Source organism: Paenibacillus psychroresistens, from assembly GCF_009728935.1.
Lineage (GTDB): Bacteria > Bacillota > Bacilli > Paenibacillales > NBRC-103111 > Paenibacillus_AC > Paenibacillus_AC psychroresistens.
Window position 1 is genome coordinate 1,166,488 of the sequence record NZ_CP034235.1, and the last position, 26,724, is coordinate 1,193,211.

Below are 26,724 nucleotides of genomic sequence, written 5' to 3' on the forward strand. Positions count from 1 at the left end.
ACAAAATGTATCTTAAACTAAACTTACACTGTATACGAAACGTATCTAAAAATGCTTTTAAGGGGGTGTTGATGTGAGACTTATGTATGAAGACTTATGGAAAGACTTAAAAGCGCTAATTGACAGAGACCCATCAACATTAGACTTTTTTAGAGCTATGCTCTTTAAACGGGAATTCCATATGATTCTCATTTATCGCTTGTCTCACCTTTTTTTTAATTGGAAGCTGCCATTAGTCCCAACGCTTATTCAGCGGATGAATATTATTTTCTTCGGCATCGAAATTTCATATAAAATTCACATTGCTGGTGGGTTTAGGATCAATCATGGACTCGGGACCGTTATTGGTGATGCCACGATTGCAAGAGATGTGATTATTTTTCAAAATGTGACTATAGGTGCTAATTACCCTGAATTAACAGAATCCAAGAAAATCAAAGGCTACCCGATTATTGAACAAAAGGTCATTATTTTTCCAGGTGCTAAGATAATAGGCCCGATCACAATTGGTTCGAATAGTGTTATAGGTGCGAATGCCGTTGTGACTTCGAATATATTGCCTAATAGTATTGTTTCCGGTCCACGCTCCGTAGTTATTGGTTTAAGGAGTCATTAACGACAGTCAGTTAGGGTGAATTATGAGTACTAATAAAATTTTCTCAGGTGCGTTTATTTTATTTTTGGGCTATTTTTTGAGTAGTATACTGGGATTGTTTCGTGAGGTATTGTCAGCTGCCTATTATGGAGCAAGTGCTGATATGGATTCTTATCTATTTGCAAATACGCTTCCCTCGATTATTTTATCTTTTGTTGGGGGCATCTTCATGGTTGGATTCATTCCTCTGTTTATCAAGAAAAAAGTGACTTACAGCAGCAAGGAAGCATCCTTGATGTTCAGTAATATCTTGAATGTGCTTATGGTAGTTATGCTCGTGTTAATAGCTGCAGCTTATGTGTTCAGTCATTATATCGCTAGTTTTTTTTCGATTAACAGTGAAACGCAGCTGCAAATTGTTAGACTGATCTGGATTTTGCTTCCGAGTATATTATTCTTCGGATTGACCTTTGCTCAATCATCGGTACTTAACGCTTTGAATCATTTTGCAGTGCCAGCTTTTCTGACAGCGATCAATAATGTTTTTGTAATTGTGTTCATCCTATTATTTGGCCGTTCGCTAGGTATTTACTCCGTTGCTATAGGTTTTGTTTTGGGAACAGCGTTTCAAGTGTTAGTCATGCTTCCGCCCCTCAAAAAGCTGGGTGTTGTCTACACATTTAGAATCAACTTTAAAGATAAAGACCTCCATAAAATTATCGCTATGTCGGTACCAATCATTTCGCTAGGCCTAATTGATCAATGCGGATTTCTAGCAACACGGTACTTTTCCACCTTACTTACGCCAGGTAGTGCATCCGCGCTTAATTATGCCGGGAAAATCATGCTGCTGCCAGTGACTTTATTCGGGACAGCATTAATTAGCGCTTCGTATCCTTCGGCTGTCTTAATGCAAGCTGAAAATAAGCTAAAAGAGTACAAGCAGATTGTATCTACCAGTCTTAAGAGTTTGCTGCTTATCCTAACGCCAATTATGTTCATTTGCCTGATTTTTGCACCCTATATTATCCGAATTTTGTTTGAAAGAGGTTCATTTGATAGATCAGCTACAACGATGACGGCCTCTTGTTTTATGTTCCTCTCAGTCGGTATAGTTTTAAGTCCGTTAAAGGATTTTTTTACTAAAATGTTTTTCAGCAAAGAGATCTTACGGATACCGATTTACTCTTCGATTATTTACTTTATGACCTTTATCATTTCCTGTCTAATCCTAGTGCCCATAATTAAATATAATGGCATTGCACTCGCTAGCTCATTATCACTGCTAATATCTCTCGTTTACTTATTCATTCACTATAATGCACTGAATTCGGAGAGCAAAATAAGAATAAATCTCCCTTATATCGCAAAGGTTGTCGGTTCAGCAGCAAGCGCAACTACCTTATGTTACTTCATTTACTTAGACGGAATGCAGTACGAACTTATTAAAAAGCTATGGATAATTTACACTTTGCTTTGCATAGGAATGAGCTTAGGAATTTATCTTGTCATGATCAAAATGTTCAGAATAGAGGAGATCAATTATGTCATCTCCAAGCTTTTAAACAAATTCACCAGGAGAAGAGGTCGATTAGCTAATGAAAGCCAATAGTCTCCAAAAGGTCATGTTTATTACGAATATTCCAACGCCGTACAGAGTGCCTTGGTGGAATCAGTTAAGCGATTTCGTCGATCTTCAGGTGATTTTTATGGATAAAACAGAGAAAAACCGCAAATGGGAAAATGTGCTGCAGGCGGGAAAATTTAAGTACAGCATTATAGGCGGCGTACATGTCGACTTTCCGAAAAGAGACTGGACGCTGCATTTCAATCCAGGGATATTATACTCCCTAACGAAATACAAGCCGCAAAAGCTTATTCTGGGTGGTTACGATTCTATTACGACCTTATTGGCATTATGCTTTGCCAAGCTTTTGAGGATTGAGTGCATTCTGTGGTATGAAAGCACTCAAGACAGTGCAAACCTGCGTCAGAGCTTCTTAAAAAGAATTAAAACGTTCTTAATTAACCGATTTGATAAATATGCAGTACCCGGTGAATCGGCTAAAGCGAACTTAATTGCGCTCGGGGTGAAGCCTCAAGTTATATACATAGCGCCTAATGTTGTCAACAATACATACTTTTCGGAAAAATCTCTTGAGTTTAGAGCAACAAAGGAAGCGTTAAAAGCTGATCTAGGATTACCTGATAAAGTCATCCTTTTTGTAGGGCAGCTAATCGAGCGTAAAGGCTTGCATGTGCTTTTAGAGGCATATAAGGAATTAGAGGATGATAGTGTTGGATTACTAATCGTGGGAGATGGCCATCTTAAAGCGCAGTATGAGGCAATTTGTTCACAGCATGGTTTAAAGTTTGTGAAATTTGTCGGGTTTCAGGATGTGAATACATTGCCCCGTTATTTTGCGATAAGTGATTTGTTCGTTCTTCCTTCCCACCGTGAGGTGTGGGGATTAGTTGTTAATGAGGCTATGGCCAGCGAATTACCGGTTCTTTGCAGCAAATATGCGGGCTGCGCGTATGATTTAATTCAAGAGGGTGAGAATGGATATACGTTTGATCCACATGACGCTACCGAATTAGCCCAAAAGATGGCGCTTCTGCTAAATGACAGTTTTGTATTAAGGCAGATGGGTCAGGCATCAAAGAAAATCATCGATCGGTATACAATTGACACCTCGGTTAGAGGGATCTTGGAGGCATTAAACTAAGCTATGGATATAAAAAATCGGAATGGGATGTTAAAAGTTTATTTCTTATCTGTCTTTTTTATAATAAATGGCTTAATTTGTTATCTTGATTTGTATAAAATACTGGGCATTTCTGCCTTTATCACTTTTCTGATGACTTTGGTTTGTGTGACTATAGGTTTTAATCGAGCCATCACCAACAAGAATTTAAATATAGACACTATAGTCTGGGTATTTGTCTATGCTTTTTTCTACCTTGCCCCAATTGCCCAAATCAACTATAGCCATTACTATCCAAACAGTTTGCCAGTTGAAGAAAGCTATGTCATTAAAACAAATTTAGTGATTTTACTGTGGAATGTCATTTACTTGCTATTTAGAAGAAAACATAACGTTCAAGGTCCAACAGACCATAAGGTAGTCAAAGAAGGGGGAAACTCATCGTCCTTTCTGGTTGTTGCTAATTGGAAGCTGCGCTTGATTTATTATGTTTTGGCAATAATAATTTCGCTCTATATTTTCAGTTCTCTCAAGTGGAGTTATATGCTGGGATATGCCGATGTTGGCGATATATCTGCTAATAAGTCTATTATCCTGCTCTTGTCTATATGTATTGCGGGTGTTACCTTTGCTAATTGGTTATTTTCTTTTGCGAGATGGCGGTTAAAGAAGAGTGTATTCAATTTCTGCTATTTTAGCAGCTCATCAATCATTTATTTGTATATAACTAATCCAATTAACACGAACAGATCTTATATAGGCTTATGTTCTATCATGATAATCTATTACTTCTATCATACAAAAATCAGCTCGCTAAAGTTTTTAACTTATATCCTTTTTGGATTGTTTGTTATTTTTCCGTTTCTTAACTTCTTTCGATATGGATTGACTTCCATTCAATTGCCAAGCTTAAATGAATTGATGTTCAGTCAGCTGACAGAGCTTCATTTCGACGCATACTCGAATATAATAGCCACCTTTAAATATTGCGAGGTTTATGGATTCTCTTTCGGCTACCAGATGCTCGGCGTCCTGCTTTTCTTTGTTCCAAGAGACATCTGGCCTAGTAAGCCATTAAGCTCAGGCGAAGTTGTAGGCAACTATTTATCGACGATGCGCTCTTATGAATTCACTAATATCTCGAATCCCATTATTAGTGAATTTTATATAAATTTTGGTATAATAGGCGTAGTTATAGGTGGATTATTAATTGTTTACATGATTAACAAATTGGAAATTAAAATGGTTGCAGAACGTTATTCGTATGCTTTATTCTCCGGGTATTTGTTTATTATCTATCGGGGCGATCTTATGTCAGCTTTCGCTTATTGCTTTGGAACCTTTGTTATTATGGTTTTTATTCCCAAAACAGTAAATAAATTATTTAAGCAGCCTGGGAGTATTCCTGTTGCAAGCCCGCATCAAACATCACACTACCTCTCAAATAGAATCCAAAAGGAGATTATCTAATGAAAGAGATATTTTCAAGAAGGAAAGTATTAGTTGCATTAACTACAGCATTGTTAGGAACGCTCACAGCTTCCCGACTTCCCAAAATTAAAATTTCTGAAGCGGCAAACACGAACACGAACACAAGCACAAATACAAGCACAAACACTAGCACAAATGCAATTCAAGATTATGATTACATTATAAATGTTGCGGATTATTTAAAAACAGGAGTAAGTCCAGATGAAGCGTTCAGGCAAGCAAATTTAGCATTAAAGGTATCGATTGATCGCTCCACTTTAGCCGAAGGGCGTTATACCGGAAGAGCAAAAATAATTATACCAGCGGGAAAGTTCATCATTACAAAGCCAGAATCGTTTTTACTTTCACCTGATGGAAGGACATTAGGGCTCATTATAGAAGGGCAAGGCAGAGGTGTAACTGAAATTGTGTTTCAGCCCAAAGCAGACAATCAATACTTAATAGCTAATAACGACAAGTGGTTATTTATTGAGATCAGAGATATTACCTTTAATTGTGGTAATCATTCATTTATGTCTTCTACATCTAAGGGAGGCGCGCAAAATTATATTTTTAATAGAGTGAATTGGAAAGATTTAAATTATGGAATTAGGCTTCAAGGAAGTAATAATAACAGTGAGCTAACTTTTAATCAATGCGGAATCTCAGGTAAAGTCAATACCTTTCTCTGGTCTGAAACGAGTGACCAATTCCTTAATTATAATTTTTTCTCCTGCAATTTTGAAGTGAGCAGCGGGGATTTTTGCCGTTTTGATAAAGGCGGCAATATCAATATTTGGGGCGGATCGTTTATGCATACAACAAAAGCAGGCGGGACCTTTTTCAAGCTTTTAGGTGTCCAACATGCAGCGGGGGTTATGCGTTTTCATTGCGAAGGTGTTCGGTTTGAACATGTTAAAGGTGAAAGCAAGCTTATTGAATGCGAGTGGGCGAGTGGATCGGTTAGTTTCTCAAGCTGTGATATGAGCAGCCAAGCCTTTAATTATGATCATAGCCATGTCACTGCTTTGTTTTCCTCGACCAATGCTTCTATGCCAATCATTCATTTTGACAATTGCATGATTCTAGGGAAGCATCAATATAGTTTTATGGTAGGCAGCTATGCATTTAACCCCCTTATAAGTTATGATCATTGCGAAATCTTCAGTGGCAGCAGCCCTCAGCAATTTATAAGTATTATTAATGAAGATGATTCTGTCAATAAGGGAGGGACACCTCCGATTAAGTTCAGTCAATGTCGTGGTACGGATCCCAAAGAAATATGGGAATGTGTATTCAACTTTCAGATGAATAATTTAGCGGTGCTTACCAAAAAAACACTGTCGATTAAAAATGCGGATGGGAAATTTCCTTATCGTCTAAGTGGTTCTATTACCGTAAAGCTACCGATTAATTCGATTATTACTAGAATTATTCTGTCCATACCAGCAGGTGCAGCATCAAGTTCTGATAGTAACGATTTCACGATACAAACCAGTGAAGGTGTCAAATTACTAGAACAGAAAACAGGGACCTTAAACCAAGGGTTTATTAATGACCTTAATAATTTACTTATTATTTGTGATAGTGATGCTAAACGTACGATCAACTTTATGTCGGGAAGTAATGTTAATCAAGCGGTCAGCAATGGTGCCATGTGTTTGATCGAATATTTAGGGTAGAATATCGGGCTGAACGGAATGAAATCAAGGCGGATGGTTTAATAGCCATTACGTCTTTTTTTATTGGATATATTAGTAATTTTACGCCTTATTAGCATAATAATTCACATCCTTTATTTGCAAAATTGGACTTATAATTGGAAGACGAATTATGGATTGCAAACGCATTCATAATTTGATCAGGAAGGAGGATGAGAGTAGCAACTATTTGAAAATGATGTAAAGGTGACAATATGGGTGAGAGGAGGATTAGCTCAAATCTGTCTTTTTACAAGGTAAGTAAACTTAAAATTATGGGAGGTTAATGATGACAGTCCAACAAAATGCGTTTAATAAGAAGTCACTGGTCGCAATTGCTCTGGCAATCGTGTTAATTTTTGTCCAATTTTCTTATTTTCCTAAGGTTACTTCAGCAGCGACGAACTTGGCATTGGGAAAAGCTATTACGGCAAGTGGCCATGCTGATGTTTATGTGGAAACCAACACGAATGACGGTAATCAAGCGACTTATTGGGAAAGCACGAATAATGCATTTCCGCAATGGGTTCGCGTCGATCTTGGAACAGCCAACTCAGTAAACCAAGTCGTGCTGAAGCTTCCTACTGGCTGGGGAACAAGGACAGAAACCTTGAGTGTTATGGGCAGTACGAATGATTCAACGTATACGACGCTTGCCGCATCTGCGACCTATACGTTTAACTCCGCTGGCAGTAATACAGTTACGATAAATTTTACAGGGACTAGTGTTAGATACGTTAAATTAAATGTAACGGCAAACAGTGCATGGCCAGCAGCGCAGCTGTCTGAATTTGAGGTGTATGGTACACCAATCAGTGCAGCAATTCCAGGCAAAGTTGAAGCCGAAAGCTATGCGGCGATGAGCGGAATTCAAACGGAATCGACTTCCGATACGGGGGCTGGGTTAAATGTAGGCTGGACGGATACTGGAGATTGGATGGATTATGCGGTCAATGTTCAGAGTGCAGGCACGTACACCGTGGGATTCCGCGTTGCGAGTGGTAGCACGGGAAGTCAGCTTCAGTTGAAGAATGCTGCGGGCACCGTATTAACGACAGTAACCGTACCTAATACGGCTGGTTGGCAGTCATGGACTACAGTAAATGCCAACGTGAGTTTGGCAGCAGGCAGTCAAACATTGAGAGTTTATGTTTCCAATACTGGCTTTAATTTGAATTGGCTGAACTTTACAACGGGTACAACACCAACGCCAACAGCAACACCAACACCAACAGCAACACCAACAGCAACACCAACACCAACAGCAACAGCAACACCAACGGCTACCCCAACACCGACGACTACTCCAACACCAACGAGTACTCCAACGCCGACACCAACTGGAACACCGCCACCAGGGTCAAATTTGGCTCTTAACAAACCAATCGTCGCATCTTCATAGATATTTACATTTATTGCGACGAATGCCAATGATGGCAATCTAACCACTTATTGGGAAGGTAATTCTGCTAGCTATCCGAATACATTAACGGTTAGTCTAGGCGCAAACGCCAATACAACATCCGTTGTATTAAAGCTTAATCCAGATAGTGCTTGGGGATCGCGTTCACAGACTATTCAAGTATTAGGACATGATCAATATTCAACAACCTTCACAAACCTGGTCGCCGCAACAGCTTATACTTTCAATCCAGCGACTGGCAATACAGTAACTATTCCTGTATCTGCAACCGTTAGCGATATCCAGCTAAAAATCACCACCAACACGGGTTCATCAGCCGGACAAATCGCTGAATTCCAAGTGTTTGGTTCAGCAGCTCCAAACCCGGATCTCACCATTCTATCCATGACATCTTCTCCAGCTTCACCTATTGAAACAAACGCCATAACTTTAACTGCATCTGTTAAGAATAATGGCACTGCATCAGCAGGCGCTTCAACAGTTAATTTCTACTTGGGCGCTACTTTGGTTGGATCAGCTCCAGTCGGGGTATTGGCTGCAGGCAGCACAGTAGTGGTTTCCAAAAATATTGGAGCTCAGAATGCAGCTACCTACACTGTAAGCTCTAAGGTTGACGAAGCTAATGCAGTCATTGAACAGAATGAAGCCAACAACAGCTTTACTAATCCTGCTTCATTAGTAGTGGCTCCTGTAGCAAGCTCTGATTTAATCGCTTCTACCATTAGTTGGACGCCGAGTAATCCATCTGCTGGAAACGTAGTAAGTTATTCTGTTTCGATTAAGAACCAAGGCACAGTAGCGTCCGCTAGTGGAGCGCATGCGGTCACATTGACACTGACCAATGCAACTACGAATGCGGTAGTCACAACACTGACTGGTTCATATAGTGGTGCAATTGCCGCCGGAGCAACGACAAGCCTTATCAATATGGGAAGTTGGACAGCTGTGAACGGCAGCTATAATCTGACTGTACAATTGGCTGTCGATGCTAATGAGCTTGCAGTCAAGCAAACCAATAACACGTCTACACAATCCTTCTTCGTAGGCCGTGGTGCGAATATGCCATTTACTATTCTTGAAGCTGAGTCTCCATCTAACGCTACCAACGGAACCAAATTGGCTCCAAACTTTATTCCTGGTGACTTTGCCGGTGAAGCTTCCGGACGTTCGGCAGTTCAGCTTGATGCTACTGGAGAATATGTAGAGTTTACGCTCACATCTTCAGCTAACGCATTTGTACTTCGTAACTCTGTTGCTGACAACACCAACGGAACCGTCAGTATTTATGCCAACGGAGTTGACAAGGGGAACTTTGCCGTTACCTCCAAGTTCTCTTACGTATACGCAACACCCACGACTCTTGGAAGACTTGGTTATGATAACACAGGTACAAAAGCTTATTGGCTCTATGAAGATTCGCAATTAATGCTTGACCAGGTATATCCAGCTGGAACCAAGATTAAGATTCAAAAAGACGCAGGAGATATCTCATCGATCTATGTAGACATGATAGAAACGGAAAATGTGGCTCCTGCAGCTTCAAATCCGGATCCGACCAAATATGTTCAGGTTTCAAGCACAAAATCGATTGATCAAGCTCTTACTGATTTCAGAGCGGATGCAACCAAGAAAGGTATCTTTATTCCAGCTGGTGAATGGGAAATTACTAATAAGATTTTCCTTTATGGCCGCGCAACTGAAATCATCGGTGCAGGTCCATGGCACACCAAGCTGGTAGCTCCGCAAAGCCAATCCAATACGGATGTTGGCTTCAATATCAGCGCTGCGGCTAACGGTACAACTATTAGAGACTTGTCGGCTTGGGGCAACTATGTATACAGGGTAGATGGACCAGGGAAGTTCATTGATGGAAATGGTGTACAAAACGTAACGATTCAAAATGTCTGGGCTGAGCATTTCATCTGCTTGTACTGGGGTGTTAACGCTTCGAACAATACATTCAAAAATAACCGGATCAAGAACTTGTTCGCAGATGGGATCAACATGACCAATGGCTCATCCAATAATATTATTGACAACAATTATGCAAGAGCGACTGGTGATGACTCGTTCGCATCATTTAGTGCTATCGATGCCGGTGGTTCCTACAATGTGGGTAACAGGTTCACCAATCTGACTGCAACCAATGTAAGACGTGCAGCGGCTTTTGCCATATATGGCGGTTCAGGTAACATCTTTCAGAACCTCTACGGAGCAGATACCTTAACTTATCCTGGAATTACAATCAACAGCTATAGCTTTGGTTATAACACTTTGGGATTTGGCGACCTTGATACTGTAATTGATGGAGTAACTCTAGACCGAACCGGTGGTGATTTCTGGACCAGCGTCGGAGCAGACGACAAGATCAATGATTATCAGAATTTTGGAGCCATTTGGATCTTTTCTGGTGACAGAGTCTTAAAGAATATTCTCGTGAAGAATATCGATATTAATAATCCAGTTTACTTTGGCATAATGTTCCAGACCAAATCTTCAGAAAACCTTGCTATGCAAAACATTCGTCTGGAAAACATTAATATCAATAATCCATCACGTTATGGTATTAAGCTTGTAGCTAGTGCAGAATCTGGTCAAGGACCAGTTGTTGGTGCAGCAAGCTTTACCAATGTTAAGGTTAATAACCCTGGTGTTCAGGCAATTTACGGCGAAACCAAGAGCCCGAACTTCACTGTCACAAGGGTTTCAGGAAATAACTGGTAACTGTATGGAAGCGCTAATCAACAACACGACATCGATCTTCACAATTACGGTCAATCCGTAGAACGATTGTTCATGAATTTGTAAAAAGCCCATGTGTTCTGCTAATGCAGAAACACATGGGCTTTTTCTTGCTTTGAGGCGTGAAATTTGCTGCATTTCTGCACCTTGTTCGCATGAATGTAGCGAATTTCATGAAGCGAGGTGCACTTCTGCACTTTGTTCGCTCGAATGCAGCGAATTTCATGAAGCAAGGTGCACTTCTGCACCTTGTTCGCTCGAATGCAGCGAATTTCATGAAGCGAGGTGCACTTCTGCACCTTGTTCGCTCGAATGCAGCAAATTTCATTGAAGCGAGGTGCATTTCTGCACCTTGTTCGCTCGAATGCAGCAAATTTCATTGAAGCGAGGTGCATTTCTGCACCTTGTTCGCTCGAATGTAGCGAATTTCATGAAATGAGGTGCATTTCTGCACCTTGTTCGCTCGAATGTAGCGAATTTCATGAAATGAGGTGCATTTCTGCACCTTGTTCGCTCGAATGCAGCGAATTTCATGAAATGAGGTGCATTTCTGCACCTTGTTCGCTCGAATGCAGCGAATTTCATGAAGCAAGGTGCATTTCTGCACCTTGTTCGCTCGAATGCAGCGAATTTCATGAAGCAAGGTGCACTTCTGCACCTTGTTCGCTCGAATGCAGCGAATTTCATGAAGCAAGGTGCACTTCTGCACCTTGTTCGCTCGAATGCAGCGAATTTCATGAAGCGAGGTGCACTTCTGCACCTTGTTCGCACGAATGTAGCGAATTTCATGAAGCGAGATGCATTTCTGCACCTTGTTCGCTCGAATGCAGCGAATTTCATGAAGCGAGGTGCATTTCTGCACCTTGTTCGCTCGAATGCAGCGAATTTCATGAAGTGAGGTGCACTACTACCCAACTAACTCAAACAACCCTGTAATCACATAATCGGCTTGCTTAAGGACATCTGTGCTTCCGATGCCGACTACTCTCATTCCTGCAAGCTTCCCCGCCTCAACACCTGCCGCCGCATCCTCGAAGACGATGCATTCTTCAGGAGCAAGTCCGAGCTTTTCAGCACCCAGCAGGAAAACCTCTGGATCTGGCTTCGCCTTGGAAGTCGAATTGCCATCGATAATTACGTCAAAGAGCTCTGTAATTTTTAAGTTTTCGAGAATCATCGGGGCATTTTTGCTGGCAGAGCCTAAGGCAATCTTAATCCCGTTATTCCTTAATTGCATTAAATACTCCTTAGCACCAGGGAGAATTTCGTTTGCATCCATATCCGTAATATATTCGACATACCATTTATTCTTTAATTCGGCTAATAGCTGTTTTTTCTCTTCACTTAAGCTGATGCGCCCAATATCAAGTAGAATTTCGAGAGAATGGACTCTACTGACGCCCTTAAGTCTTTCATTATGATGTTCTGTAAAAGTAAATCCAAGCTCCTTAGCAAGTCTATTCCAAGCAAGAAAATGAAACTTTGCCGTATCCACTATAACCCCGTCCAAATCGAATAAAGCTCCTTTAAAATTTCCCAGCATTAGATTATGCTCCTGTCGTAATGAAAATTCAATGAAAGCTCTTGACCGGTTTGACATTCGATAGCTTCACCATTAATTTCAAAAGGGAGGGTAGCTGTATTCGTACGATCTGCACGGATAACAATAGCCAGTTTTGTAATGGTGATGCTCATCTTTTGACCCTTCCAGCTGAGGTTAAATGCAATGGATTCCCATTTATCTGGTAGTTTCGGATTTATTAGAATCTGGTGTTCATTTGCATTTACTCCGGCAAAACCTAATACGGCAGACATCCAAGCACCGCCATTAGCCGCCGGATGAGTCCCCCCAATATAGAGCGTTCCCACATATTGTTTGGATTCGCCGGTTAAATCAATAGTGGCAGATTTCATGAAATATTTATAACCCCACTCTGCGTTCCCAATATCAGCAGCTACAAGGGAATATAAACAATGGCTCAAGCTGGATCCATGCTCGGTACGAGGCTCGTAGTAAGACCAATTGGCTTTTTTCACCTCATGGGAATAGTTATTCTTAAACATGTTTAGCATGGCAATGGTATCCGCTTGTTTAATAATTTTAGTTGAGGTTGCGATCCCGTTGCCCCCACCGTAATATTCATTAGGATGAATCACCCTCGTTTTCAGCTCTTTCAGATTGACATCCTCCAGCTTGTGATAACCATCAAATTGTTCAATCACTAGGCTCTCAGAGTCAGGCTGCGGCATATAAAGCAGCTCATTCATTTCATGGATATGAGCAATATCAGCCTGGTAGTTAAGCTGGTTAATCAATTTAGAATACTCTTCACCATACTTCCTCTCCAACAAATCAAGAGTTTGAAGTGCAACCTCTAATGTATACTTGACCATTTGATTCGTAAAAATATTATTGTTAACTCGCTCATGATATTCATCTGGTCCAGTGACATCGAGGATTTCGTAGCGGTTTTTATCCTTATTGAAATAAGCGTAGGAATAGAAAAAGCGAGCACATTCTAAAATGACTTCAGCTCCTCCATCAAGCAGAATGCTCTCATCACCGGTTAGTGTATAATATTTCCATAGGCCATAAGCCACATCTCCACTTATATGAACCTGCTTATCACGAAAATAAGTACGCATAGGTCTATTGGTGAAAACATCCGTTATATTGAAAAGTGTACAAGCATCCTCTCCAGTATCTTGGCTCTCCCAAGCATAATAAGCACCTCTGAAACCATACTCAATCGCCTTTAGTCGTGCACCTCCAAGGGTGTGGCAGCGATATTTCACAAGTCTTCTAGCAATTTCCGGGTTTGTATAAACGAAGAACGGCAGCATGAACATCTCGGTATCCCAGAAAACAGCCCCTTTATAGACTTGCCCAGAAAGCCCTCTTGCAGGGATGGATACCTTTTCCGAATGGGGTGCAATGACTAGCAGGTGATACATACTATACCGAAGTGCAAGCTGTGCATCATCGTCACCAACAATTGAGATATCGGCTTTTTCCCAATACTTAACCCATTGTTGCTTATGATTTAAGAGCAGAGTATCATACCCGCTTTTCAAAGCGTTGTGGCAAGAAAGCTGAGCCGCATGACCAGCATCCTCTACAGAATCAAGGCTAGTAAAGACGGAAACATATTTATTAAAGGTATATTCCTCTCCTGCCGTCGCTTCAACTGTTATTTGACGAAGAATGGATTGGGGAGCTGTAATAATTTGTTGTTTAGCGGCAAAGTCAATTTCTATAGCTTCACTTACTGCAACCTGATAGCCCATTTCTTGCGTCAAGGCAGACATGTGGATAATCCCATTCGTTGCCCCTGTTGCAAGCTGACTTAAATGAGGTCCGTTAATGTCCCAAACATCGCCGTCAATTCCAGTTTCGATAACGATTGTACAATCTTGAACAGCTGAGAAGGTAAGCTGTAAACCAACTAGATGAATGTCGTCCAAGCTGAAGAAACGATCCGATTTTAGATGAACAAGATTCCCGTTAGACACTTCGAAAATTGTTTCTCTTGTATGGATAGCGTGTTTAATATCTAAAACTTGCTCATGCTTTTCCAACTGAGAGGATTGGACTGTCAATACTTCCCCATCGCAGTTCAGTGTTGTGAATAGTCCATTTGGAGCATTGATTGGTTCACGCCAGCTGTCGCCAACCTTGTCATATACACCCGCGAGCACGCAGGAGACCAATTGCTCCTTGGTATGTTCATCCATTGTGCCTCTATAGCCCATGTAGCCATTTCCAATCAGAAACTTACTGCCATTATGCGCCGTTTTATCTTCGGTATAGCCGAGGTTATTAATCAACCAGCTCATAGCTAATCAACTCCTCTCTCTGTATTTGAATACCTAATGAACCAATGGAATAGCTTTGGCTGTAAATGGTAATATCCACGTTCGATCCGCTAAGCGTTTTAATAATAATATTCTCTCGATCGACAGCTACTTGCAGCACTGAGTTTTGGTAGATGATTTTAAAACTGTAGGAATTCCATAAGGATGGCAGAGTTGGTTTGAAAATAAGACCATCTCCATCTGATCGCATACCGCCAAATCCGTAAACAATGTTCATCCAAGCGGCAGCAATGGAGGTTGTATGCAAGCCTTCTTTGGTATTGCGGTTGTAATTATCAAGATCTAAGCGAGTGGCAAACTCAAAAAAATTGTAGGCTTCATCCTGCTTACCGAGTTCAGCAGCTAGAATGGAATGAATCGACGGAGAAAGTGATGATTCGTGAATACACCTCGGCTCGTAATAATCATAATTGGCTCGCTTCGCTTCCAAGCTGAACGACTGATTATGTAAGAACATGAACATAAGTACATCGGGCTGCTTAATCATGTCATATCGATAAAGCCGATCGTAGGACCAATTGGAGTATAATGGAAAGTCGGTAACCGGTATCGAATGAATATCAATATGCGGCATATCGAAGAAACCATCATGCTCTTCGTATACACCTGTAATCGGATCCAAGGGAATCCGCATTTTGGAAGCGAGCAAGCCCCAATGAGCTATCTCAGCTTCATTTACGACCAACCTGCTTAACAATGAATCAAGCAAATTTGGTGCTGTATTTCTCATATCCTCAATGACTTCCAACGTATATTCAAATAGCTTTTTGGCCATTAAATTTAAATAGCAATTATTATTAACCATTAACTGGAACTCATCAGGACCCATCACACCATAGTAACCAAACTCACCGGACCGTTGTCCCCACTGTCCTCGTGTAGCATAAAAGCGGCTCATTTGAATCAGAATTTCAATCCCTTGTGTATGGATAAATTCGATATCCCCAACAATGCGGGTATAATGCCAAATGCCGTAAGCAATTGCAGAGCCTACATGCAGTTGCAGATTGGAATGCTGCCAGAGATCACAGCTCTCTGTCCCATCAATCGTTGCAATCGGATAGCTAGCTCCTTCACAGTCCATTTCTTTGGCTCGTTCCATAGCAGCAGACAAAGTCTTGTATCTGAATTCGAGCAAGCTCCGTGCTGCTTTTGGGTTGTTGAATATGTAGAAGGGAAGGCAATACGACTCTGTATCCCAAAAAGCTAGCCCGCGATAAGCCTCTCCAGTAAGACCTTTAGCCCCGATGTTTAAGCCCGGATTATCGCCATGATAGGTTTGATAAAGCTGGAAGATACAAAAACGAATCCCTTGCTGATTCTCTGGATCCCCATCAATTGTTATATCAGAGGTATCCCAAATATGACTCCAATAGGCTACTTGCTCCGCATAGATATCATTGAAGTTGCGGCTGCAATATTTTGAAGCAAGCTTTATACCTTGGGACCATACAGCGAGAGCGCTGCTCTCAGACGTTTTATCTGCATAATTGACAACTATTTTATCAAAGCTGGTTACTTCACCCTGAGTTAAGCTAAGGTTAAAATCTAGTCCGATAAATTGTTCATCCTTGACCTCGATGGGCTTTATGTTTTCTGAAGTGTGTATTTTGAAGCTTGAAAAAAGTCGATTATCCGTGTTTAACGTCTTTGCCATAATCGAGCATTGCCCATTCAATTGTGTTTTCTGGAGGCTTAGCCACAAATTTTTCCCTTGATCCTCATGAATCGTAGCAAAATCAAGACCTGTGCGGACTTCAACTCGACCTGAGAAATCCAGAGGTGAAATTACAACTCTTTGGCAGCCGAGATGCGAGTTGGTCATACTTACAAAACGGATAAACGAAATCTTAACGGAATATCCATTCTTTAAGTGCCATGTTAATTCTCGAGTCAGCACCCCGCTTTTGAAATCCAATTTTCGTATAAAACCACTGATTGTACTTGTCGCAATATCCAATAATTCATCATCAATTTTTATTCTTGTATAAAGCCAATCGACGGCGTTGGCCATAAAGCGCAGGCTTCTAATAATCCCTTTATAGTGGGCACCTAGCTTCATTTCATCATATAATCCGTTAAAATAACTCCCGATCAGGCTATCTCCGCTGTAACCTTCCTCTTGATAGCCGCGTACCCCCATGTACTCATTTCCTAGTGAAAATATGGACTCGGATACGCGGTTGCGAAGCGGTTCAAAACCCTCTTCGATAACGGACCAAGGATCAACCTTATAATACTTATCAGCGACTTTTGCCATTCTAATTGCCTCCTATACTAAGAATTTAATTGCTCGTTATATTCTTTAACAAAGCATAACGAGCCAAGAAAGATCATTCAATAACTAGCATTAAGCAACTTATGTGCAGAATTACTGATAATGGCTGAAACTTGGAATCCACCTAAATTAAACACACAAGATGCATAATAATTCACATCGTATTGATAGAAGGAGTAAGGGTATGATGATCTTAGGCTCGTAGGGGGGAATATGTATAATATCTTGCTTGTTGACGATGAACCTTTTATATGTAAGGGCTTAAATCACTTGTTGGCATCATCTGGATTGGATATTCAAACTGTTTTTATTGCAAACAGTGGCTTAGAAGCCATGGATTATTTGCGAATGGAGGATATTGATCTACTGATCACTGATATTCATATAGGTGATATGAACGGGATAGACTTGATGCATCAAGCGATGATGATTAAGCCGTGGATTCAAATGATTGTGGTTTCTGCACATGAAACCTTTCAATATGCACAGCTTTCGATTCGACTTGGAGCTAAGGACTATTTAATCAAACCGATTAATAGCGGGCAGTTTCTCGACTCGGTTCGTAACGTATTATTGAAGATGGACAAACAAATGCCTGCCAATGACAAGCTTAAATCCAATGTGCAAGAGAACTTTCGAATGGATGAACCTTTGCCGGAGAGAACAGAGCTGCTCAATCAATTCATAGCCAATCCAACTGATTCGAACAGTTTGAATAAATTAGCTGAGCTGCATGATATCCGATTAGTAGGTCCTTATTATTCGATGATATCGATTCGCTTAAATTTAAAACAAAAGGTAAAAAGCAACAAAATATCGGCAAATGATGTGGTATTACTGCATTATGCTGCTTTGAATATTGTGAATGAGCTATTGGATAAGGAATGGGACAATGTTGCTTTCTACTCCAGTGAAGAGGAGATTTCAATCCTGATCCAATGGGAAGATGCGAAGTACGAGGATACTTCGATTAACAAGATCAATCAGCTCGATATGATTGGTAGAAGCTTGCAGTTTAATATTCATAGTTACTTGAATCTAGTATGTGTAGTGGGGATTAGCCAAATTTTGAAAGGGATTGAATACTTGGGGTTGTTAAATGAACAATGCCATAAAGCTGTAGACAGGAATCAGGCTCATCCCGATCACTTCGTATTCTACTATGGAGATTTTAATCGAGAAATAGATTCACTCGACCCTACAGAGGATGAATTAAGCTCTAGAAACAACAGTATTGTCGAGAAAGCCAAGCAATACATTGACCAGAACTATGCGCAAAAAGGACTTACTTTACACGAAGTAGCCCACAAAAATCATGTGAGTCCGAATTATCTAAGTTATCTATTTAAGAAGATAACAGGGCTTAATCTTTGGGAATATGTCATTCGATTACGGATGGAAGAAAGTAAACGGCTCATCCTGAGCACAGACCTGCGTCGGTATGAAATATCAGAAAAAGTTGGCTATGAATCTCCAGAGCATTTTAGTAAAATTTTCAAAAAATATTACGGAATCAGCCCCAGTGAAGTAAAGAAGTGAAATAACTACCATTAGAAGAAGGGAAATGAAAAACTTATGAACGATTCAGCCGTTCCGATCCAACAACAAGCAGCAATACCAAAACGGAAGGTACCTTTAAGTCTCTCGATTAAAAAGCATTTTTGGGGATATGTTTTTCTTTTACCGGCATTATACGTATTTATCCAATTTCTCTGGGTTCCTATTGTAAAGAGCTTTTTTTATAGCGTTCAGATAATCGATTTTGTAAATGGCAATACGTATGTAGGCTTTGATAATTTTAAAAGGGCATTGCACAATCCAGACCTATTAGTGGCCATTAAAAATACGGCTATGTATATGGGGATGGGGGTTGTTGTCGGGTTCTGGGTTCCGATATTCTTTGCTATCGCCATATCAGAGATGAGAAAGTTTCAAGGCTTTGCCCGGGTAGCCGCATACTTGCCTAATGTAATTCCAATCGTCGTTTTGTATGGATTGTGGCAATATTTGTACGACCCGGATATAGGACCCTTTAATTACTTTTTAGGTAAGCTAGGAATTGGAAGTATTTCTTTCTTATCGGATGAAAAGTGGTCGATGATTTCAATTGTATTCATGGAAACCTGGCAATCCTTTGGAGGCGCTATGTTAATCTATCTAGCAGCCGTTCTGAGTATTCCGCGTGATTGGTATGAAGCGGCAGAAATAGACGGTGCCGGTGTATGGGCACGGATTCGTCATATTACACTCCCAGCTATTTCAAATTTGATGATATTAATGCTTATTCTCCAACTGATTGCCACTTCACAAGGCTTTCAAGCACAGCAAGCTTTATTAGAAGGCGGGCCTGGTACAGCAACACTAACGTATTCACTGCTTATTATTAGATACGCATTCACTGACCAGGACTATGGAACGGCATCTGCAATGGGAGTAATGATGTTCTTCCTATTAAGTGGTCTCGCCATCATGCAATTCAAATTATTTACGAGGGGAGAGAATTAAACATGAATCAGCAACATGAACGCGGTATATTATCGATTTATGATCTAAAAAAACCATTCAATAAATTCATTTATCTATTAGTTAGTTTGGCAATCTTGATTATGGTCATTACGATGATCTATCCCATCCTGCAAACTTTTTTCAGCGGAATGAAACCGAATGCCGAGCTTAATACATTCCCGCCTAAATTTTTTCCTTCGAGAATTGTTTTTAAGAATTTCAAGGATGCATTGACCCTATTGCCATTGGGTTCATTCTTTCTGCATACCATCTATATCTTTATCGGAAATATCATTTTTAGTTTGTCGGTATTAAGTTTAGCGGCTTATAGCCTGTCTCGCATGAGAGTACCGTTCCGAAAGGTGATTTTCATGTTCCTGCTATTGGCTTTGTTTATCCCATCGAGTACGTATTTAATACCCAATTATTTAAACCTGGTTCAGCTGAATTTGCTAAATAAGTTTGCAGCTTTATGGTTGCCTTCTGCAGCGAGTGCATTTTATTTACTCTTGATAAAGACCTTCTTTGATTCGATTCATCCGGAAATGTTTGAAGCAGCAAGAATTGATGGTGCATCTGATTTTAGATGTTTTGTAGGAATCGCAATTCCTTTATCCGTGCCGATCTATGCTACATTAACTATATTTATATTCAATGCAGTTTGGAATGATTGGTTTTGGCCTAATTTAGTTATTGGGGATGCGAAACATATCCCGCTTGCTTCAGCCATTCAAGTATATGTACTAAATGCTCGCTTGACTGAATACAGCGTTAAGTTTGCAACCTATACAATTGCGACAATTCCGCCATTGATTGTTTTCGCCTTTTTCCAGAAGTTTATCTTAAGAGGTGTACAATTAGGAGGCGTGAAAGGTTAATTCAGAATCGTAACCAAACACATTAATAACATGAAATTGCACATCGCCGTATGAAACAACCTTCTATATGATAAGCATGTAAGGAAAAATCATTTAACGAAAAGGGGAATTCAATTGAAAAGAAGTAAATGGGTATCCATCTTGTTAAGTCTTTCCATAGTCGCGGCTTTGGCAGGCTGTTCCAAATCAACACCAGAAGCAACCGATGCTCCAGCAGCAGCAACCGCGGCTCCTGTGGCAACAGCAGCTCCTGATGCAGCAACACCAGCTCCTGATACCGCAACAGCAGCGCCAGTAGTTGAAGATATTACGACTAAGAAAATTGCAATTAGCGTTTATTCTCCACCTTTGGACAATAAAGAAGGACTAGCAGCAGAAAAGGCTAAGGTTGTTCGCTTTAACGAAAAATATCCAAATATCAAAGTTACACTTGATCCTTATCAATATGGCCCGACTACAATCGCTGCAAAAGGTGCAGGTGGTACATTAGCTACTGTTTTCCAAACCTATGCATCTGAAGGTAAGTTCTTATCCGATAAAGGTTGGGCAGCCGACATTTCAGGCCTGCTTGCTAAATATCCGTTTGGTACTCAGTTTAATGCAAACATGCTTAATCAATTCAAGTTTGGCGATAAAATTTATGCTATTCCTAAAGGTGGATATATCGTAGGAGTAGGTCTTAATAAGAAGATGTTAGATGCTAAAGGTGTAGCTGTTCCTCCTATGGATTGGACTTGGGCAGATATGCTTGCAACTGCTAAAGCTGTAGCTGATCCAGCTAAAGGTATTGCAGGAATTGCGCCAATGGGTAAAGGAACGGAATCCGGTTGGAACTGGACTAACTTCTTATATACTGCAGGCGGAGATATTGAAAGCGTTGGAGCTGACGGTAAAGTAACAGCAACTTTCAACTCACCTGAAGGGGTAAAGGCGCTTGATTTCTATAAATCATTGAATGCAGAAAATGTTATTCCTAAAAACTGGGCAACACTCGGTTGGGGAGATGCAATGGGACTATTCGGTCAACAAAGATCAGCAATGGTTATTGGTGGCCTTGATGGACCGGCAGATTTCGCACTAAATCAAGGTGGACTTAAACCTGCAGACGTTCTAATTTATCCAATTCCTGTAATGAATGCAGGCGATAAGCACTTAGGCGTATTGGGCGGAGATTTCTATGTATTCAATGCAAAAGCAACTCCAGATGAATTAGAAGCAGCATTCTTGTATGAAACTTTTGACTTATTCAAGCCTGAAGGTATCAGTTCACGTGAAAAAGATATTGAAGCTCGTAAAGCAACGAACAAGTTCTTCATTCCAAGTCCATTGGAATACTTCAATCCTGATTCCGATTATGGGAAAGAAATGAAAGCCATGTATGACAAGCATGATAATGTTTACCAATACAGCGCTGAGTTGATGTCACTTGCAGTAGGTAAGCCAGAAGCACAATTTAACGGTCAAGATTTCTATGCTGAAGCAGCAAAAGCAGTTCAAGGCGTATTCAAAGACAAGAACGCAGATTCAAAAGCATTGCTTGATTCAGCAGCAAAAGCACTTCAAGTAAAGCTAGACGCAATTAAGTAATACTAGACGTAATTAAGTAATCCAATGCAAATATCCTGACTCTCTTCGGATGAGTCAGGATATTTTTTTGTCTTTAAACAGGATAATAGAACACATGAAAAACGTAATATTACGAATCGGTTTCCTCCTTGTAAAATTATATGATTAGCATAGATATATTAAGGAGGCGTAATGAATGAAGCTTATAAATCGCAAGCTGGTATATGGGTTGATCGGTGGTTTAATTATTATGGCTGGTTTGCTTTACCTAGTATTAAAACCAACGGGGAATCAAGAAGTGAAATTCAAAAAAGCAAACGAGTTAATCCAGATTGGCAATTCACACTATACGATTGCCTTCAATTCAACAACTGGAGGCATTGAATATATCCTAGATGCAAAAACGAAACAAAATATAACAGGGGAAAATCGAGGTGGCACGTTATGGTGGGCATTTATGGACAATGATGCGCCGCACAATAGTCTGACAGATTCTAAATTTTCTTATAATTGGAGCAAGAAAAAGGATGAATTAGCGCTGCATTACACAGGTCCAGTGAATGTAGATGTAACGGTTAATTTTACTGCTAATAATCGCATTTATATGCAAGCCAATGTGAAGAATCAAACCAAGGATATTCTTAAATCCTTCCGTTTTCCATATGAACTCAAGGTGACAGCGAATCAGGTAGTAGATGGAATGCTGCCCATGATACCAGGAGCGAGACTTGCATCAGAGTTTTTTGAGGAAAATATATCTTTTGATGATCAATATCCGGGAGTCATGTTTGCCGCATATGTAGCCTTGAAAACGAAGGGCAGCAGCTTAGCCTTGTATGATTTGAACACGAAGCCTTTAGCAACAGTTAATGTGGGCTTTAGTGGCCAGAATGATGATCCGGGTAAATCTGGAATCATCCATAATTACAAAACATGGATTGAGCCAGAGAAAAGCTGGAAAAGTCCAACGATTGTTATGGAGATAGGTGGAGAATACTCAGACTCCATTAAGAGCTATCGAGAGCTGAATCAAATCGATAAATTCCCGGCGATTAGCGAAAAGCTGGGCAAAGATTGGCCTCAATATGCTCAACTTCCCATGCTTAAATTAGATATTAGTGCCCAAAAGGAAGCTAGCTGGGACACTTTGAAAGCTAATGTCGTGGATAAACTGGATTATGGCTCTATGCTCCATTTAGTTGGCTTTCAAACAGGGGGGCATGACGAGAATTACCCGGATTTCATTCCACCTGATCCGCAGTGGGGGAGTCCAGAAGCATTAAAAACGTTTATTCAAGCTGCAAAGGATAAGGGCAATCGAATTGTTCCCTATACAAATTTCTCATGGTGGGGAGTAAACTCAAGCACATTGAACACTTTACCTGCAGCAAGTCCATTAACCGAAATTGCTGTGAAGATGGTAGATACGACGAATATTAAAGAAGATTACGGTCCTCATAGCGGATATGTGATGAATATCAATGACCCGTTTGTAACAAGTAGGATTGCCGATGAGCATAAGAAATTATTGGATGCGGGTATGGATGGTGTATTTGAAGATCAGTGGGGGATTCGCAATGCTCCCTATGTATATAATAAATCAATCCCAGCCAATACGGATCCTTCGAATGCTTATTTTGAAGGAGTAAGGAATTATTTTGCAGCATCTTCTTCACAGAAAATGTATACCGAAGATGGTACAGATGTGTTAGCAGAGCATACTACTGGTTTCATGGGTACTAACTACTTATGGGATAAGCTAGGATATCGCGCCAACACAGTCTTATTTACCGAATATTATCCTTTAGTGGGTATGCTGGAAAGAGATAAGGTCATGTTATATCAGCATGATCTAGCAAAAGAAACGATGACGGATAACAAAGATATGCTTCGTTGGAACGTAGCCATGGGTTACAATTTAAGCGGGGATTTATTTAATGGGATTGATAATGATTGGATCCGCTTGATTCAAATATTCCAAAAATATGTATTAGCCAATTATGGGGATGCCATAGTTAAAGATTATAAACAATTGACGCCTAAGCAAACGTTAACTGATTTTGGGCCATATAAAGTCACAGCAAATTGGGATCTAGATAATGCTTATGTAATGAGCCCTGAATTATCGTTATCTCCTGGGGGCTTCGACATTGCCTCAGCGGATTCACTCGTAAGAGCTGGAAGCTATAGTAGATATAACGGAGTGGATTTGGATACGGGGGAACATAATCTGGTTGAGATCAGAGATGAAAAACAAATTCGTGTGTTTCAACCAGTTGGCAGTGATACTAGCCTTAAGGTGAAAAAAATTAAAGCATGGACTCATGTGCAAGCATCGGCGTTTAAAGCCGATGGAACTAAGATTGCCGATATTCCTGTTGAGGAAAACGGAGAGGATATTAAATTTGATTATATTTCAAAAATATTAGAGCAACAGGTCGCTTATGTCGAATTAATTAATTCCACTAAGCTAAGCGAAATTAAAGATGTACCTTTCCATAAAGTGAAATTTGAACTGAATTTAGCTTTAAAAATGCCAGCACTTTCAACCTCGGATGCGACTATGCAATTACCAGCATCACTGGCTACAGATGGCGACTCATTCACATACTGGGAAAGTGCGAAGGATATCTTCCCGCAGACGTTAAGCGTTAATCTTGGCAAAATGAATAAAGTTAGCAAAATCACGCTTAAATTGCCGCCAAAAGATGATTGGGCTACGCGTGATCAAGAGATACAGGTTCAGAGCAGCAGCGATGGGGTCAAGTATACAGAGCTAATCCCGGTTAAAGTGTATAGTTTTGATCCGAAGGTACTGAATGTAGTTGAAATACCTTTTAAGCCTACCGAAACGCAATACCTGCAGCTTATTATTACTAATAATACAGGGTGGCCAGCGGCACAGATTTCTGAGTTTGAGGTACGTTAAATAGGCCAGTTTAAATTAGAACAAAACCAGTTGGTTCTTTAATGAATCAACTGGTTTTGTTTAAGAGTGTATGTTAAGTTAGTTGGAGAAGTAAAATTTCCCTTAGAAGATGATTTTTACCATTCAATGACGTAAAATGAACATTAATTGTAACGATTTTATTAGTTTAAGTATAAGAATAATGATAATATTAATAGAAGCTAGAATTATAAAAAGTCATTGAGAATAGGAATGAAACCGCTTTACTGAAAGGATTGAGTAGGTCATGTTTAAATTATTTTCAAAATTAAATTTGAGTAAAAAATTAATTATATTTTTCATTTTTCTAATCGTACTTCCTATTCTATTAGTAGATTGGTTTGTTTCTGTAAAAGTAGCGAATTTAACAGAGGATCAAATTGGCAATACCATATTGCAGCTAGCTAAAACGAGTCATTTAACACTAGATCATATTATTACCTCTGTAGATAGCTCCGCAGAGAAATTAATGGTGACACAGGAAGCACAACAGATGTTTGATGATTCTAATCTGTCTGCTTATGATAGATTACAGAAATTCCTAGCACTTGATAAGTTAACTACGACTTATTCAACCAACTCTTTGAATTTTTCGATCTTTATTCCTGCCCTTTCAGAGTCCTATCCATTTGCACCTACTTCCGATGTTCAGGATACAGGAGTATTTTACTCCGCAGATAGCGCGAATATGGATTGGTTTTTGGATGCAGTCAAGGCGAAAGGCTCAGGAATCATTAGAACCATTAATCAGCTAGGAAATAACCCCATGCATATTAAAACTTCGGGATATATTCGAAAAATGAGTAATACATTAGGAGGAAACTCAAATATTGGTGTTTTAGTGGTTTCTGGGTTAGATGTCTTACTGCAGAAGGAACTGACTCCGCTGAATCTGCCTAAAGATGGAGTTATCATATTTATGAATAATAATAATGTCATATTAAGTAATACCTCCAATTTAGAAATAGGCTCGACTCTTACTCTGCCACCCAAATTAAAAAGTTCTCACGATGGTGTCTATAAAGAGGACGAAGATGGCCACCCTTGGCTGTATGCTTTCCATACGAGCCCAAGCAGTGCAACTAAAATATTATTTAAAATACCGGTTAATTCCATTATTGGCGAGCATGTAGCTGTGCGTGAACTAGTCAATTATTTAATGCTTGCCTATTTTTTGATTTTAATAGTAATAAGTATTTATTTCTCCAGGTACATTTTGAGTCCCTTATCCAAGCTTGCAAGATTAACGCGATCCTTCGAGCCTGGAAGATCAATAGCCGTCGAATTACAGCTCGATCGCAAAGATGAGATTGGCTTGTTGAATAATGCTTTTATTGAAATGACAAAAAGGTTAAATCAAACCATTAATGACAAATATGTATTAGAAATCAAACAAAAAGAAGCTGAATTATCTCTTTTGCATACGCAGATAAATCCGCATTTACTTTATAACACGCTAGAGTCGATTTATTGGCGTACTATGATTGAAGGAAAATCCGAGTCAGCAGAGATGATTCATGATCTTTCTTTATTGATGAGAATTGGCTTAAGCCGTGGTAAAATACTAATTCCGATTTCAGAAGAGCTTAAACATCTTGAAGCCTATATAAGATTACAATCAAAAAGATATGATTACTCATTTGCCCTAAATTGGGATATAGATGAGGAAACAAAGCTATTTTTAATTCCCAAAGTTGTCCTACAGCCACTCGTCGAGAATGCGATTATACATGGCATTCGCAATATGGAGCAAGATGGAGAGCTCTGGATTTCAATTAAAATGCTGGCAAATAAGATTTGTATAAAAATTGAGGATAATGGCTATAAATCCACAGATATAAGCAGGCTGAATCTTGTTTTAGAAGGAGTAGTCCCCTATGAAGGCTTTGGCATTAAGAATGTAAATAAAAGAATCCAGCTTCATTTCGGCACAAACTATGGGCTCAGTTATGAAATCAGGGATGGGGGCGGAGTACGAGCAATAATCAATATTCCGCCAATTTTAGAAGAAATTCAATGAAAGGAAGGTGGTGAAT

General features: G+C 39.9%; 19 protein-coding genes and 1 pseudogene. 16 read left to right on the plus strand and 4 right to left on the minus strand.

The genetic code is table 11. From position 1 onward, the window contains the following. The first annotated feature begins 82 nt into the window (after positions 1-82). The 7 genes and pseudogenes from EHS13_RS05345 to EHS13_RS37130 all read left to right on the plus strand — a co-directional run. A complete protein-coding gene (locus EHS13_RS05345; RefSeq protein ID WP_227013993.1) occupies positions 83-616 on the plus strand; it encodes a serine O-acetyltransferase in 534 nt (177 codons plus the stop codon). Positions 617-638: 22 nt separating this feature from the next. Further along, on the plus strand, positions 639-2,207 hold the full coding sequence (gene murJ / locus EHS13_RS05350; protein WP_155699372.1) for a murein biosynthesis integral membrane protein MurJ: 1,569 nt from the start codon (positions 639-641) through the stop codon (positions 2,205-2,207). Further along, positions 2,194-3,324, plus strand: coding sequence for a glycosyltransferase family 4 protein (locus EHS13_RS05355; protein ID WP_155699373.1), 1,131 nt, complete (start codon positions 2,194-2,196; stop codon positions 3,322-3,324). The genes murJ and EHS13_RS05355 overlap by 14 nt, the downstream gene beginning before the upstream one ends. A gap of 3 nt (positions 3,325-3,327) precedes the next feature. Next, on the plus strand, positions 3,328-4,773 hold the full coding sequence (locus tag EHS13_RS05360; protein ID WP_155699374.1) for an O-antigen polymerase: 1,446 nt from the start codon (positions 3,328-3,330) through the stop codon (positions 4,771-4,773). Further along, the gene (locus EHS13_RS05365; protein WP_155699375.1) at positions 4,773-6,455 is read left to right on the plus strand and encodes a hypothetical protein; all 1,683 of its coding nucleotides are present in this window, start codon (positions 4,773-4,775) and stop codon (positions 6,453-6,455) included. Before EHS13_RS05360 ends, EHS13_RS05365 begins: the two co-directional genes overlap by 1 nt. A 304-nt stretch (positions 6,456-6,759) precedes the next feature. Further along, on the plus strand, positions 6,760-7,875 hold the full coding sequence (locus EHS13_RS36615; protein ID WP_155699376.1) for a carbohydrate-binding protein: 1,116 nt from the start codon (positions 6,760-6,762) through the stop codon (positions 7,873-7,875). 12 nt (positions 7,876-7,887) lie between these two features. Continuing rightward, positions 7,888-8,172 (plus strand): annotated as a pseudogene (locus tag EHS13_RS37130) (galactose-binding domain-containing protein); the annotation flags it as partial. Here the strand turns inward: EHS13_RS37130 and EHS13_RS37135 are convergent. Next, positions 8,112-8,282, minus strand: a complete 171-nt coding sequence (locus tag EHS13_RS37135; protein ID WP_264373573.1) for a hypothetical protein — start codon at positions 8,280-8,282, stop codon at positions 8,112-8,114. The pseudogene EHS13_RS37130 and the gene EHS13_RS37135 sit on opposite strands and share 61 nt — an antisense overlap. Here EHS13_RS37135 and EHS13_RS05375 point away from each other — a divergent pair. The 3 genes from EHS13_RS05375 (at position 8,281) to EHS13_RS05385 (ending at position 11,536) form a co-directional block, all read left to right on the plus strand. After that, entirely contained in the window at positions 8,281-10,620 is a 2,340-nt protein-coding gene (locus EHS13_RS05375; RefSeq protein WP_264373574.1) for a CARDB domain-containing protein, read from the plus strand. The genes EHS13_RS37135 and EHS13_RS05375 overlap by 2 nt on opposite strands. Before the next feature lie 173 nt (positions 10,621-10,793). After that, complete coding sequence (locus tag EHS13_RS36620; RefSeq protein WP_155699377.1) at positions 10,794-11,021, plus strand: hypothetical protein; 228 nt, start codon at positions 10,794-10,796, stop codon at positions 11,019-11,021. A gap of 200 nt (positions 11,022-11,221) precedes the next feature. Then, entirely contained in the window at positions 11,222-11,536 is a 315-nt protein-coding gene (locus tag EHS13_RS05385) for a hypothetical protein (protein ID WP_155699378.1), read from the plus strand. Positions 11,537-11,545: 9 nt separating this feature from the next. Here EHS13_RS05385 and pgmB read toward each other — a convergent pair whose 3' ends face one another. Genes pgmB through EHS13_RS05400 form a run of 3 tightly spaced genes read right to left on the minus strand, consistent with a single transcriptional unit; the run spans position 11,546 to position 16,774 of the window. Then, complete coding sequence (gene pgmB / locus EHS13_RS05390; RefSeq protein ID WP_155699379.1) at positions 11,546-12,181, minus strand: beta-phosphoglucomutase; 636 nt, start codon at positions 12,179-12,181, stop codon at positions 11,546-11,548. After that, a complete protein-coding gene (locus tag EHS13_RS05395; protein WP_155699380.1) occupies positions 12,181-14,475 on the minus strand; it encodes a glycosyl hydrolase family 65 domain-containing protein in 2,295 nt (764 codons plus the stop codon). Before EHS13_RS05395 ends, pgmB begins: the two co-directional genes overlap by 1 nt. Further along, positions 14,459-16,774, minus strand: a complete 2,316-nt coding sequence (locus EHS13_RS05400; protein WP_155699381.1) for a glycoside hydrolase family 65 protein — start codon at positions 16,772-16,774, stop codon at positions 14,459-14,461. Before EHS13_RS05400 ends, EHS13_RS05395 begins: the two co-directional genes overlap by 17 nt. A 231-nt stretch (positions 16,775-17,005) precedes the next feature. Between EHS13_RS05400 and EHS13_RS05405 the strand changes: the two genes are divergently transcribed. From EHS13_RS05405 to EHS13_RS05430, 6 genes are all read left to right on the plus strand, one after another. Further along, the gene (locus EHS13_RS05405; protein ID WP_155699382.1) at positions 17,006-18,331 is read left to right on the plus strand and encodes a response regulator transcription factor; all 1,326 of its coding nucleotides are present in this window, start codon (positions 17,006-17,008) and stop codon (positions 18,329-18,331) included. A 36-nt stretch (positions 18,332-18,367) separates the two neighbouring features. Further along, positions 18,368-19,297 carry a carbohydrate ABC transporter permease gene (locus EHS13_RS05410; protein WP_155699383.1) on the plus strand — a complete coding sequence of 310 codons (930 nt, stop codon included), beginning with the start codon at positions 18,368-18,370 and terminating at the stop codon, positions 19,295-19,297. Between the two features lie 2 nt (positions 19,298-19,299). Further along, positions 19,300-20,175: a carbohydrate ABC transporter permease gene (locus tag EHS13_RS05415; RefSeq protein ID WP_155699384.1), complete on the plus strand. Its 876-nt coding sequence runs from the start codon at positions 19,300-19,302 to the stop codon at positions 20,173-20,175. Between the two features lie 114 nt (positions 20,176-20,289). Further along, positions 20,290-21,762 carry an ABC transporter substrate-binding protein gene (locus tag EHS13_RS05420; protein ID WP_162462968.1) on the plus strand — a complete coding sequence of 491 codons (1,473 nt, stop codon included), beginning with the start codon at positions 20,290-20,292 and terminating at the stop codon, positions 21,760-21,762. A 175-nt stretch (positions 21,763-21,937) separates the two neighbouring features. Continuing rightward, positions 21,938-24,670: a discoidin domain-containing protein gene (locus EHS13_RS05425; protein WP_155699386.1), complete on the plus strand. Its 2,733-nt coding sequence runs from the start codon at positions 21,938-21,940 to the stop codon at positions 24,668-24,670. A 292-nt stretch (positions 24,671-24,962) separates the two neighbouring features. Next, positions 24,963-26,708, plus strand: a complete 1,746-nt coding sequence (locus EHS13_RS05430; protein WP_227013798.1) for a sensor histidine kinase — start codon at positions 24,963-24,965, stop codon at positions 26,706-26,708. Positions 26,709-26,724 lie beyond the last annotated feature (16 nt).